Consider the following 12609-nt stretch of genomic DNA (forward strand, 5'->3'; position numbering starts at 1 on the left):
CGCTATCAGCTAGCTGTCAGTGCAGTGCTTTGGTATGCTGCTAACTTGGATTGATGGAGTACTCCCATGCGTATCGTTATTTTTATGCTGATGTTGATCAGCGGTGTAGGCCACAGCAGCGAAACTTGCCTCGATATAATCAGCGATGTCGACACCATAATGGCGGCGAAAGAACAAGGCCGCTACCGCTACGCCATTGGTGATGGCCAAGCTGCGGTTGATATCAGCGACAACCCCAGCTTTGCTACCTATTTACGCCGTGCCAATCAGTGGCTAAAGACACACAACCCCCGCGCCCACACTCCTTGCCCCGTAAACACAGCCACAGTGCAACTGCTGCAGCAGCAACAACAGCTTCCTGCCAATACTCAAGTGCATCATTTACTCAGTCCGTTTGAGCTGCGTCAGCATAATAATGACAAGATCGCGTTGCTGTTTCACGGCCTTACCGACTCCCCTTTTAGCTATCATAGCCTCGCGGCCTATTTCTATCGCCAAGGTTTCACCGTGCGGACAGTACTGTTACCAGGCCATGGCAGTGCCGCAGCTCAGCTTCAGGACGCCGAGTTTTCGCAGTGGCAGCAACTTGCTCGCTATGCCATAAACCGTGCCGCTAACGAGTTCGAACAGGTGGTGATTGGCGGCTACTCAACCGGTGCGGCGTTAGCCATGGCCGAGCTTGTAGCCGAGCCTGATAGAGCCAATATCCGAGCCCTTATGCTTTGGTCTCCCGCCAGTGAACCACATAATAAAAATGGCTGGCTAGCAAAGTGGATTGATCGGGTTCCATTCGTAAACTGGATCGATAAAGACGCCGACATAGATTTCGCCAAATATGAAAGCTTTCCTTTCGCTGCCGCAGCCCTAGCCCATCAAGCCATGTCGCGTATTAGTCAAGATGCGCTGACTGAAGCCGAGCTGCCCAATATTCCGTTATTTGTTGTTCAAAGCGAGGTCGATACCACCATTGATGCACGCGCGACCTTAAATATGCTCAAGGTATGGCATGAGCCACAAAAACGTCCGCAAACTCGGCACGATATGTTGGTGTTTTATGGTCAACAACAAGCTGCCAGAGCATTGTTAGGGGCCGCGTTCGATATTCGGAGTTATTCATGTCAGCGTGGACAGCCTCCTTGTGAGGACGTTATTGATATCTCTCATATTGGAGTGGTCAACGCGCCACAGCACCCGTACTATGGTCGGCAAGGGCTTTATCGTAACTGCGGCAGCTATTTAGAGGATGATGCCCGCTACCGCCAATGCAAAGTGGGTGAGGTGATCGTCGGTGAGCGCACCGCCGCTAACCTCTCGCAGCAGCGGCCGCTCAAGCGCCTGACCTATAACCCGTTTTATGCGCAGCTAGAGCAAGATATGAGCGTGTTTTTGGCTCGGGTCATGCAGTAACATGGGGGCACTGACGCATCGCTTCTTTACGTCGGTCACTGAGGTTGGACAACCCACTTGGCAACGGTTTTTCAGCGCTCACCCTTTTAGCCAATATTCGTTTATTTACGCCCTAGAGCAATCCGGGAGCGCCTGCGCACAATCCGGCTGGCAGCCCTACCACCTAGGTTTATACCGAGGTGAGGAGCTGGTCGCCCTATGTATAGGCTATATAAAATCTCACTCTTATGGCGAGTATGTATTTGATTGGAGTATTGCCGAGGCCTACCAGCAATACGGCTTTGACTATTACCCTAAATGGCTTAGCGCCATCCCCTTTACGCCCATCACCGGCCCGCGTATCGCTTACCATGATATTGACCCACAGCAAGCGGCTGTCGCCCTCGCCAACGCCCTAGATCACGAAGCCGAACAACAGCAATGGTCGGGATGGCATATCAACTTTTACAATGACGACGTCAGCCAACACTTGGCACATCCCCCTTTACTGAAGCGTCAAACCGTACAGTTTCAGTGGCGCAATAACGGCTATAACAACTTTGAACACTTCTGTAGCGCACTGAAGTCTCGTAAGCGCAAGCAAGTATTAAAAGAACGAGCACAGATTGCGGCGCAGCAGTTGCAGGTACAAGTGCATCAAGGCCGGGAAATTAGCCCCGAGTTAATGCATGCAATGATCCGCTTTTACCAGCAAACTTACCTCAAGCGCTCAGGCCATCTGGGCTATTTAACTGCAGACTTTTTCACCCGGCTACTCACGCTGATGGCTGACCATTTGGTCATTATCAGCGCTTGGCACCAAGGCACCATCGTCGCCGCAAGCCTTTATCTGCGCGACCAGCAAACCTTATACGGTCGATATTGGGGTTGCGATGAGCAATTCCAGCATTTGCACTTCGAACTATGCTATTACCAAGGCATTGAATTGTGTATAAACGAGGGGCTAGCAACTTTTAACAGCGGCGCTCAAGGGGAACATAAAATCGCCCGTGGCTTTGCGCCGATTTTCACCCACTCCTGCCATCGCTTTTGTGACAGCCCATTCACTGCCGCATTAACGGACTTTGTGGCTCGCGAAAGTGCGCAGCTGGACTTGTATAGACAACAATGCTTAGCGCTTAGTCCGTTCAAAGTGCAGTAACTGATTATTCGCAGGCATCGCTACATCATCAATCAAGGTCAACCCCGCTTGCTTGGCTAAGGCGACCAGCCATTGTTGCTCCCTAATACCACTGCGTGGATCGCGTTGTTTGAGCATGGCATCAAACTGTGCATTGCTGGCACTGGTGAACTGACCTTGATACTTAAAAGGCCCGTAAATACATAACTGGCCATGTAATGGCAAATGCTCACTAACCCCTGCAAAGAACGCCTCAACCAGCGCTTCGCTGACAATATGAAGGGTATTGGCAGTGAACATACCATCTGGTTGCGATACCGGCCAAGGCTCGCCAATATCGAGAGACAATGGCGGTAACAAGGTGTCACACTGTACCTCTTGCAGCCATAGCTCGATGCCATCATGGTTAGCAGGTAAGTCGCTGGTTTGCCACAATAAGTGCGGCAATCGAGGAGCGAAATAAGCAGCATGCTGACCGGTGCCCGAGCCAATCTCAAGCACCTGCTCAGTATTTTTAAAAATACGCTGTAATTGCGCCAATATTGGCGCTTTATTGTTTTCACACGCCTGTGAAAAAGGTTTATTGATGCTCATCTTCAGCCAAAGTATGTAGGAAGAAGTTAAACTCAAGAGCTTTCTCTTGCAGGCTTTTGAATCGCCCAGAAGCCCCACCATGACCCGACTCCATGTCGGTTTTAAATAACAATAGATGATTATCGGTTTTGTACTCGCGCATTTTCGCAACCCATTTCATCGGTTCCCAGTACTGCACTTGTGAATCATGCAGCCCAGTGGTTACCAAAATATGGGGGTAATCTTGCGCCTTGATATTATCGTACGGGGAATAAGCCGCGATGGTTTGATAATCGCCCTCATCGTTGGGGTTACCCCATTCATCATACTCGTTGGTGGTCAGCGGAATGCTCTCATCCAGCATGGTGGTCAGCACATCAAGGAAGGGCACATGACAGCCAATCGCACGATACAAATGCGGAGCTTGGTTAATGACCGCCCCCATCAGTAGGCCACCGGCACTGCCGCCGCTGGCGAACACTTTATCCTCGGCACCATAACCCTTGGCAACCAGCGCCTCGGTAACATCAATAAAGTCATTGAAGCTATTTTGCTTATGTTTGAGCTTGCCTGCTTCATACCATTGCCGGCCCAGCATCTCTGAGCCACGAATATGCGCAATAGCGTAGACGAAGCCACGATCGAGTAAACTCAGGATGGTGCTGGAAAAGCTTGGATCGATGGTAATGCCATAGGCACCATAACCGTACTGTAACAACGGGTTGCTGCCATCGCCTTTAAATAAATCACGACGGTATACCAGAGAAACAGGCACTTGCTCACCGTCACGCGCAGTGATAAACAAGCGTTCGCTGGCGTAGTCATCGGCATTAAACTCACCCACCACCTGCTGCTGCTTCAACAAGGTTTTCTCACCCGTGGCCAAATCAAACTCAAACAAGCTACCCGGCGTTGTTAAGCTCGAATAAAACACCCGCGCCTTACTCACATTCGGCTCGGGATTCATGGCCACACCGGCAAAGTAACAGGGGTCGGCAAATTGCAGTGGCATGGGCGTTCCCGCCACCTTGCCTTGGCGGTGCTGGTACACCACAAAGCCTATCTGCCCTTGCTGGCGCTCGGTGAGCAACCAATAGTGCTCAAACAGCTCGACACTCTCTAACAGCACATCCTCGCGGTGGGCAACGAGCTCTTGCCATTGCTGTAAGTCGGCTAATTGCGCGGCAGTGGCTTGCATAAAGCGGAAGTTCTTCGCCTGCCAATTGCTGACGATATAAAAGTGTTCACCTAGCTTATCAATATCATACAGGTGTCCTTGGGTGCGCGGCAGCAGCTCCGTTACTGGAGCACACGGGTTATCGGCATCAATAGCAAAGGTATGGCTGGTTTCTGTGGCTTCTAAATCGATAAAGATCAGGCTCTCGTCACGGCTTTTGCCCAGCCCCATGTAAAAGCTGCGGTCACTCTCTTCGTATACCAGCACGTCTTGCTCTTGCGCCGTACCTAAGCGATGACGAAACACCTGATAACCCAGCAGTGTTTGTTCATCTTTACGCACATAAAAAACCGTGCGGTTGTCGTTGGCCCAGACTACCTGGCCCTCGGTGTTAGTGAGGGTGTCGCTAAGCAGCTCACCGGTGGCGAGATCCTTAAACGCCACGGTGTAGATACGTCTTCCCGAGGTATCTTCGGCATAGGCAAGAAGCTGCTCATTGGGGCTCACTGCCACCTCACCTAAATCATAGAAGTCATGGCCTTGTGCAAGCTGATTAACATCCAACAGTAGGGCTTTATTATCACCACTAAAACTGGTGGCACGAAAATGTCGGCCATACTCTTCATCACCACTGACTTCGCTGTGATACCAATAAGCGCCATCTTTGACCGGCACGGTATTGTCGTCTTTCTTTATGCGCCCTTTGAGCTCGGCGAACAGCTGTTGCTGGCGCTGCGCAGTTGACGAAAGCATTTGCTGACAATAATGATTTTCCGCCTCTAAGTGCGCGAGAACTTCGGGGTTTTCACGCTTATCGTCACGCATCCAATAGTAATCATCTTGGCGCTGCTGACCATGGTGGGAAAGTAAGTGGGGAACCTTTTTGGCGATGGGTGCTTGCACAAATGACCTCAATACACTGAAACTGAGCCGTCAGTGTATCATTTGCTCAACAAGGCGACTATTCCTCTACTTCTTGCCAAGCTGTTTGCCAATTTAAGCCAACGCCTGGTTCGTATTGATCGTGGTTTTTACCACCCAAACGACACAGTTCGGTATACGGCCAAGGCTTGCAACGGTACACCTTACCAGTCGCTAAATGCAGTACTCGGTCACCAGCGCGATAGGACTCGTGGTTAACAGGAAAAATGTGATCATAGCCGGAAGCCATTTCCCCTACCTGATCTTGGCTTTTAGCTACACAGTTATAATTAATGACTACTTCAGTAATGCCACAGCGACTACTGGCATAAATTTCATTACCACGATAGCCAACAATCAATCCTTGCTCGGTCATGCGCCCAGCCTGCATTAAAGGAATATGAGTGTTAATGTATTGCGCCACTTCACGGGACCAATTCTGAGGTTCCCCTTGCTGGTCCGATTCAATATTGATGACAAAACTGAGATCTTTGACTAGCCCTTGGGTGTCGTATACTTCTACTTCAACCACGTCGCCACGAAACAACTGGGTATGACTACTGAGCGTGCCCACGCTGATCCATTCACTTTCGGGTAAAGACTTCACCATTGCAAACCTCACAATTTGGCTTTCCTAAACAAACCAGGTAGCAACTCAATAAAGCTTAATTAAAACTTAAAGGTAACTTAATTTTTAACCAGCTGAAAGATTAATATTCTACTTTCACCCTTTGCCATAGCGCAATAAAGTATTGGTTTATTGAAGCAATATAATACTTTGATACTAAAAAAGGGAAGTCTCCTTCCCTTCTATTAGTTGCTTACGCCTTTGCCGCTTTTGGCCTGCGACTGAATAACTGCCAGAACTTAACAAATGCTCGGCGCACGTCAGCGAGTATCATATATAAGCAAGGTACTAAAATGAGTGTCAGTAACGTTGCGTACATTACCGCAAAGCCTAATGCTACGGCCATAGGGATGACGAATTTAGCTTGTAGGCTGGTTTCGAACATAATGGGTAAGACACCGGCAAAGGTAGTAATCGACGTCAGGGTAATAGCACGAAAACGGGCGCAGCCACCCTCAACCACTGCCCTGGCCGTGCTGTGTCCTTCACGGCGCGCTTGGTTGACAAAGTCAGTCATCACCAATGAGTCATTGATAACCACACCGGCGGCGGCGATTAGGCCGAAGAAAGACATGGTACTGAGGTCAAGGCCGAACCAAAAATGCCCCCACAATGCCCCTGTTAAGCTGAACGGGATCACCGACATCACAATGAATGGCTGGCTATAACTCTTCAGCGGCACAGCCAAAAGAATATAAACAATGATCATTCCCGCAATGAAAAACAGCACTTGCTCATTTGCCTGTGCTTGCTGCTCTTCAATGGAGCCGCCAAGCTCAGTTTTAACCGAGGGAAAGTCCTCTTTTAGCTGTGGCAGTAGGTCTTCTTTAATGCGTTTAACAACGGCTGTTGGCTCCACCATTTCTTCATCGATGCTGCCATACACATAGACGGTGCGGTAACCCCCCTCGCGGCGAATATAGCTCACGCCCGGGCGCTCTTGAAGTTCAACCACATCACCTAACATCACTTCTTGACCGCTAGGAGTCATCACTACGGTGTGTTTTAACGATGAGAACGCCTCGCGCGTGAGTTTAGGGTAACGCACCATCACCCTTACTTCTTCACCATTGCGGATCACCCGTTGCGCTTCACCACCATAGAAACTTGCCCCAACTTGATTAGCAATATCTTGCAAATCTAGACCCAAGTCATAGGCCACTGGCTTAAGACTAAGCTGCACTTCCTTGCTTGCTGGGTCGATGGTTGAACTAATATCAAACAACCCCTTTTGCTGTTGCAGCATGGAGATAAACTGACGCCCAGCGGCATTAAGCGTATCGATATCGGAACCAAATAGTAGGTAACCGAATTCGCCGTCTCCTCCTGGATTACCGTTGACATCATCTTGGATAGTCAGTGATTTAATGCCGGCTATTTCTGGCATAGCTTCGCGCCAACGGCGCGACAATTCAAAGGCGTTATAAGGGCGAATTTCTTCTTCAACGAGTGGCGCCAATACTGTGGCTTCCGTGCGGCCTTGGTTAAACACCAACAAATCACGCACCATTTTTTGCCCAGCTTGTTGTTCGGTTTCGCGATCAACTTCACGCACCATGGCTTCAATTTTTTGCACCGCTCGGATAGTTTGCATGTCCGAGGCGTTATCGTTCATCTCGATATTAATTTGCGGGAAGTCATGCGGCACTTTTGGTGTAGGAACCATGCGCACATGGTTGCTGGCTATAAGTGTATAACTGAGCACTAACATACCGATGAAACCTAATAGCACCACCCAACGCCACTCGATGCACTTTTCTACCGTGCGTCGGTAAGGGCCATTAACGAAAGCAAAGAACCGAGTATTAAAGCGTGTTCTGAACCCATCTTTTTTAATAGGTGGGAACTTAGTATGAGCGATGTGCGCAGGTAAAATCAGTTTTGATTCAATCAAGCTAAACGCCAAACACGCCATCACTACCACGGCGATACCGAAGAAGAAGGCTCGTTCAGGACCACTTGATAATGTAAACGGCGCGAATACCGCCATCGTGGTAAGCACCCCGAAGGTCGCCGGCGTGGCGACACGTTTAGCGCCGCGCACCACATTTTCAACGCCACCGCCTTTTCTCTCAATCTCGGTATAGGCACTTTCGCCTATGACAATGGCATCATCCACCACGATTCCAAGTACCATGATAAAGGCGAATAACGATACGATATTGATGCTAATGCCAAATAACGGCATGGTCATCAGGGCACCCAAGAAGCAGACTGGTAAGCCCACCATCACCCACAGAGCCAATTTAAAACGTAAAAACAAGCTCAACATAATGGCTACCAAAATGGCCCCTTGGAACAAGTTTTTCAGCATCATGTCCAAGCGCGCATTGAGGTAGTAAGTCATATCCATCAAGGGTACAAGACGCACTCCAGAGGGGAGCGACTCATTCTTACTGTCGATATAGGCTTTAACTGATTCGGCCACGGGAATCATATTTTGTTCTTTGGTTGCTTTCACACTGAGGTAAATGGCGTTTTTACCATTGAACTTGAAATAACGTTCACCCTCGGTGAAACCGTCTTTTATTACCGCCACATCTTGCAGTAAGACCTTAGCGCCATTAGCACCGACTTTCACTGGAATAGAGCGGAACTCCTCACCAGAGTATGACTGCGCCTCTACACGCACAGAGATAATGCCGGCATCGGTACGTAATTGACCAGCGGAGAAGTTAGCCGAATAACGTCTTACCGCACTAGCCACATCATTGAGTGTGAGGCTATAACGGCGCAAAGTATCAGGCTTGATTTCAATAGCAATCTCATCGAGTGGCACATCGTTTTGCACCAACGACACATTGCTTAGCTGTAGTAACTCATCCTCAATGTTATTGGCTATAGGCTTAAGTTCTGTCAGAGGTAAATCAGCCACCAAAGACATGCCTATGACATCTTGGCGGAACTCTACTTGGCTAATGGTGACAGGCTCCATTCCCGCAGGAAAGGTCGCGATGCCATCAACACGCAGCTTAACTTTATCTAAAACATCGGTGAGCTCAACATCTGGGTCTATCTCTAACTGCGCGCTTCCTGTGTTGCGAAAGGCACGATACACCCCTTTTTCGATTTCAGTGACATCCTTAAGTGACTCTTCAATTTTGATCAGGATGCTTTCTTCAATCTCTTGTGGTGAGGCTCCCGGGTAATTAGCCTGAACGGTGATATAGTTGACTTCAACATTGGGAAACATCTGCCGCTGGATGGTGATGTAACTCACAATACCCATGATGATGATGAATAACATCATCAAGTTGGCAGCCACAGGGTTATTGGCAAAGTAAGCGATAATACCGGTTTGTTTTTGCTGTTGCATTATCGGCTCCTACAGTTGATCCGTTGTCTTGGGGCTATTTTCAGAGCTATTTACAGCTCCGGCAATACGCACTTCCATGCCTTCTTGCGGGTACTCAGGCAAAGTGACAACCACACGGTCGTCAGCATCAAGGCCACCACTGATCAGAAAAAACTCATCTTCTTCACGTACCACTTTCACTTGTCGAGGTTGCAGCAGGTTGTCTTTATTCACCACCCACACCGTCTGGTTATTCACCAGCTCTTGCGGCAGGCGGAAAATCTCTTTCAAAGTTTGTCCGGCGAACTGCACTTGCACATAGCTGCCAAACTTCAGCTTAGGCAATTGCCCGTGCATAGCGTAGGGATCGTTAACACGCACCACCAAGTTACTCATACGCGTAGCGCTGTCGACCACGCCTAAATCGCGATCGATCACGGCACTGCGAGTGAAGCCGTTTAACCCCTCCCGGATAATGGTGGCTGGTGTGCCGGCAACACGCTGTGGTAAAAAGGCACTGTCAAAACCAGCCACGGGGACAATCACTTCCGCCGTTTCGATATTGTTAAGTTCAGCTACTTGGCTACCAACAGAAACGAACTGTCCTTGGCCTACGTTTCGGCTGATCACTAAGGCATCGTAGGGGGCGCGGACTTCGCAGTTGTCTAAATCACGCTGAGCACGCTTTAACGCTGCTTCTGCTGATTTCACAGCAGCTTTGGCGCTGAGCACCTGAGGTTCACGCAGGAATAATGCTGAACGCTTTACACCCGGCGTACGGGCAGCTTCGTCTTTGGCGACGTCTTGTTGTGCTTGTTCTTCAATTAATGCCGCTTGGGCCCGAGCAAGCTCTGATTCGGCTTGTAATACCGCAGCTTCATAGTTATCTTTTTCAATAGTGAACAGCAGCTCACCGCGCTCAACAATACCGCCTGCAACAAAGCGTTCGTTCCAGCTTACCACCTCGCCGGTAACCTGCGCGGCAAGCTGAGTGCTTTCAAGAGGCCGTACCTCACCATATGTGGATAGCAACACTTGATGATCGTTGGCCGCAAGCTGCTCTACCTCAACGACTGGGCGTGTATCAACTTGCTTGGTCTCATCTGGCTTCTTTGCCGACACCATAACAGCGGCTCCAGCAAGCCCCGTTACTAACACGACTCCCAGCGCCACCAACAACTTTTTCAGTACCTTGTGCATACCCACTTACCTTGATAAATCTATCCTCACGTTATATTAACAAGTTGCCGTGTATAAGTAAGGTGACATTTGTAAGGAAGTATTACTACTTTGCAGTTTCTTTACACCACGGCACCACCTGTAGCCATGACCGAGAATACGTATCAACGAGATGGAGAGATTAGGCGACTTGAATGGGCGACAATAGAGGGCATAAAGTGGGGTAATTAAACGATGAAAAAGGCTGCATACGGGCAGCCTTTTTTACTTCGAACTTATGCCATAGCAGGACGATGACGGTAATATTGAATACAGGCTAATTGCGCTGCATTGGTCAATAAGATCATCACAAAGTTAAGAATATGCGACACGCTGGGCGCCGCCATATAAAGTTCAGCCGTCAGACCAAAGCACCCTGCCAAAAGCTGCAACATAAAATAGCGCGCACTCAAGTTACTAACATCACCACTGCGCAAAGTTTTATAGGTTTGTGGCATAACGCGAATTGAGCTCATAACCAGACCAACATACGTCAGAGCGATAAGCAGACTATCGGCATCAACGTAAGGGCTAGCCAATAAAGAGAACGGCGCCACGCTGAATAGTAGCATGTACAATAATTGCTTACGTTGCTTGGCTGCGGCATCGTAACGAAGAAAATAGTACAAAATAAGGCTACTGAGCATACCGGTCACCACAAAAGGTAAAACCATGTAGTAACGCTCAAAAAATAGGTTGAAGGCAATAAAGTAAATACTTTGTGCTACGCCAAAACTCATCATAAGCAAAGAAAGCCCAGAAACGCTGCGGTTTTTGCGAACTTTATTTAGCATCGGCATAAAGCTAAAAGCTAAGATAAAAGACGAAATAATGGGCAAATACTCAGTCAAAGCAACCTCTTTTGTTAAACTAATCGTTAAAATAGAAAACAAGCCGTTAATAAACAAAAAATTAATGTAAACACATGATTATTAACAACTTTTTGAAGGCGCGCATTGTATAGATGCTAGCCTACTAAGCAATAGCAATACGGCACTCAACGCATCATGCAAACGTAAAGATATAATTACAGTTTCAGCTTATGTTTACGCTTAACGAGTATGGTTGTATTATTTTTGATAATCGTTATTATTTGCATAACCGTCAGAAAGCTCGCTTAGTCCCATGCGTAAAACCCTATTTAAAATTCATAGCTGGTTAGCTCTTGCTGCCATGCTGCCATTACTGTTGATCAGTATCACTGGTGCTATTTTGGTGTTTAAAAGCGAAATAGATGGCTGGCTAATGCCGCAAAAACACTTTGCCGTCGCCAATACTGAACAGCGGTTGTCGCTTGATACGCTCACCGAGCACATCGAACAACGTTATCCAGAACACGTTATTGCTGCGTGGGAAGTGTTTGATAATGACACTGCAGATAGAGTGTACACAATCAAAAAAGGCACCGAGGATTGGTACAAGTTCCACGTCAATCAATACACTGGCGAGACACTTTCTGAACCTGTTAGCACCACACATTACATTACCGATTTCTTGGTAGAGCTGCATTACACCTTTATGCTCAATGACTTGGACTCCTTACCAGGACAAACAGGAACAGTACTGGGGTTTTTCTTCGCACTGTTCTTACTGGTGTTAGGGGTTACGGGACTTATCATTTATCGCAAATTTTGGCGTCGTTTGTTCACTTTACGCTGGCGAGCAACGCTGCAAATTGTGCTCAGTGACATTCATAAAATGACGGGGGTTTTTGGCTCTCCCATTCTCATTATTTTGGCGATCACCGGGGGCTACTTTAACTACGCTGTGTGGTATCACGAAGTAATTGAACATGCCGATGAAGAGCACCCTGTGGTGATGAACAAACAACATTCGGCAAACTTATCACTGCAGTCATTAATGGACGACAGTCGCACACAAATTGCCAGCTTTAAGCCAACTTTTATCACGTTACCTCATGAGGGAGATGACCATATTACCTTTTGGGGAGAAGTCGACAGCAGCAATCCGCTTTTCAGTGAATACGGTAATATGGTGACTTATAACCGTGACACGGGTGCCCATATGAGCAACTGGGATATCCGTGAGGTAGCATTTGGTTGGCAATTAATCGATAGCTTTCGCAAGTTACACTTTGGCTATTTTGCCGGTCTTGTTAGCAAAATCATCTGGGCGGTGATCGGTTTAAGCCCAGTTTGGTTGGCGGGCACAGGGTTTTACTTGTGGTATGTGCGAAGCCGCCGTAAGAAGGCTTCTAAGCGTAACCGTCGTACACAAACACACCACAAGCGGGCTTATAGCTAGGCTAA

Annotated in this window: 9 protein-coding genes; 3 read left to right on the forward strand and 6 right to left on the reverse strand. The window is 48.3% G+C overall.

Features of this window, described 5'->3' with window-relative positions; all coding sequences use genetic code 11:
- Positions 1 to 66: 66 nt before the first annotated feature.
- Both FIU82_RS14735 and FIU82_RS14740 read left to right on the forward strand, forming a co-directional pair.
- A complete protein-coding gene (locus FIU82_RS14735) occupies positions 67 to 1407 on the forward strand; it encodes a carboxylesterase (RefSeq protein WP_152441390.1) in 1341 nt (446 codons plus the stop codon).
- Position 1408: 1 nt separating this feature from the next.
- The gene (locus FIU82_RS14740) at positions 1409 to 2548 is read left to right on the forward strand and encodes a GNAT family N-acetyltransferase (RefSeq protein ID WP_152441391.1); all 1140 of its coding nucleotides are present in this window, start codon (positions 1409 to 1411) and stop codon (positions 2546 to 2548) included.
- Here FIU82_RS14740 and FIU82_RS14745 read toward each other — a convergent pair.
- From FIU82_RS14745 to FIU82_RS14770, 6 genes are all read right to left on the reverse strand, one after another.
- A complete protein-coding gene (locus tag FIU82_RS14745; protein WP_138588062.1) occupies positions 2519 to 3115 on the reverse strand; it encodes a DUF938 domain-containing protein in 597 nt (198 codons plus the stop codon). The two genes, FIU82_RS14740 and FIU82_RS14745, sit on opposite strands and share 30 nt — an antisense overlap.
- Positions 3108 to 5180: a S9 family peptidase gene (locus FIU82_RS14750; RefSeq protein ID WP_253946327.1), complete on the reverse strand. Its 2073-nt coding sequence runs from the start codon at positions 5178 to 5180 to the stop codon at positions 3108 to 3110. The genes FIU82_RS14745 and FIU82_RS14750 overlap by 8 nt, the downstream gene beginning before the upstream one ends.
- 58 nt (positions 5181 to 5238) lie before the next feature.
- Positions 5239 to 5808, reverse strand: a complete 570-nt coding sequence (locus FIU82_RS14755; protein WP_022944957.1) for a hypothetical protein — start codon at positions 5806 to 5808, stop codon at positions 5239 to 5241.
- 211 nt (positions 5809 to 6019) lie between these two features.
- Positions 6020 to 9142 carry an efflux RND transporter permease subunit gene (locus FIU82_RS14760; RefSeq protein ID WP_152441393.1) on the reverse strand — a complete coding sequence of 1041 codons (3123 nt, stop codon included), beginning with the start codon at positions 9140 to 9142 and terminating at the stop codon, positions 6020 to 6022.
- A 9-nt stretch (positions 9143 to 9151) separates the two neighbouring features.
- A complete protein-coding gene (locus FIU82_RS14765; protein WP_253946369.1) occupies positions 9152 to 10246 on the reverse strand; it encodes an efflux RND transporter periplasmic adaptor subunit in 1095 nt (364 codons plus the stop codon).
- Between the two features lie 329 nt (positions 10247 to 10575).
- Entirely contained in the window at positions 10576 to 11190 is a 615-nt protein-coding gene (locus FIU82_RS14770; protein WP_040643146.1) for a PQ-loop domain-containing transporter, read from the reverse strand.
- Positions 11191 to 11464: 274 nt separating this feature from the next.
- Between FIU82_RS14770 and FIU82_RS14775 the strand changes: the two genes are divergently transcribed.
- Positions 11465 to 12604: a PepSY domain-containing protein gene (locus tag FIU82_RS14775; protein WP_152441395.1), complete on the forward strand. Its 1140-nt coding sequence runs from the start codon at positions 11465 to 11467 to the stop codon at positions 12602 to 12604.
- Positions 12605 to 12609: the final 5 nt, after the last annotated feature.

Source organism: Pseudoalteromonas sp. THAF3 (assembly GCF_009363775.1).
Classification (GTDB): domain Bacteria; phylum Pseudomonadota; class Gammaproteobacteria; order Enterobacterales; family Alteromonadaceae; genus Pseudoalteromonas; species Pseudoalteromonas ruthenica.

Bases quoted from the DNA above. Each gene is read 5' to 3' on its own strand.
- FIU82_RS14735 (WP_152441390.1), top strand. From the start codon at position 67: ATGCGTATCGTTATTTTTATGCTGATGTTGATCAGCGGTGTAGGCCAC.
- FIU82_RS14740 (WP_152441391.1), top strand. From the start codon at position 1,409: ATGGGGGCACTGACGCATCGCTTCTTTACGTCGGTCACTGAGGTTGGA.
- FIU82_RS14755 (WP_022944957.1), bottom strand. From the start codon at position 5,808: ATGGTGAAGTCTTTACCCGAAAGTGAATGGATCAGCGTGGGCACGCTC.
- FIU82_RS14760 (WP_152441393.1), bottom strand. From the start codon at position 9,142: ATGCAACAGCAAAAACAAACCGGTATTATCGCTTACTTTGCCAATAAC.
- FIU82_RS14765 (WP_253946369.1), bottom strand. From the start codon at position 10,246: ATGGTGTCGGCAAAGAAGCCAGATGAGACCAAGCAAGTTGATACACGC.
- FIU82_RS14775 (WP_152441395.1), top strand. From the start codon at position 11,465: ATGCGTAAAACCCTATTTAAAATTCATAGCTGGTTAGCTCTTGCTGCC.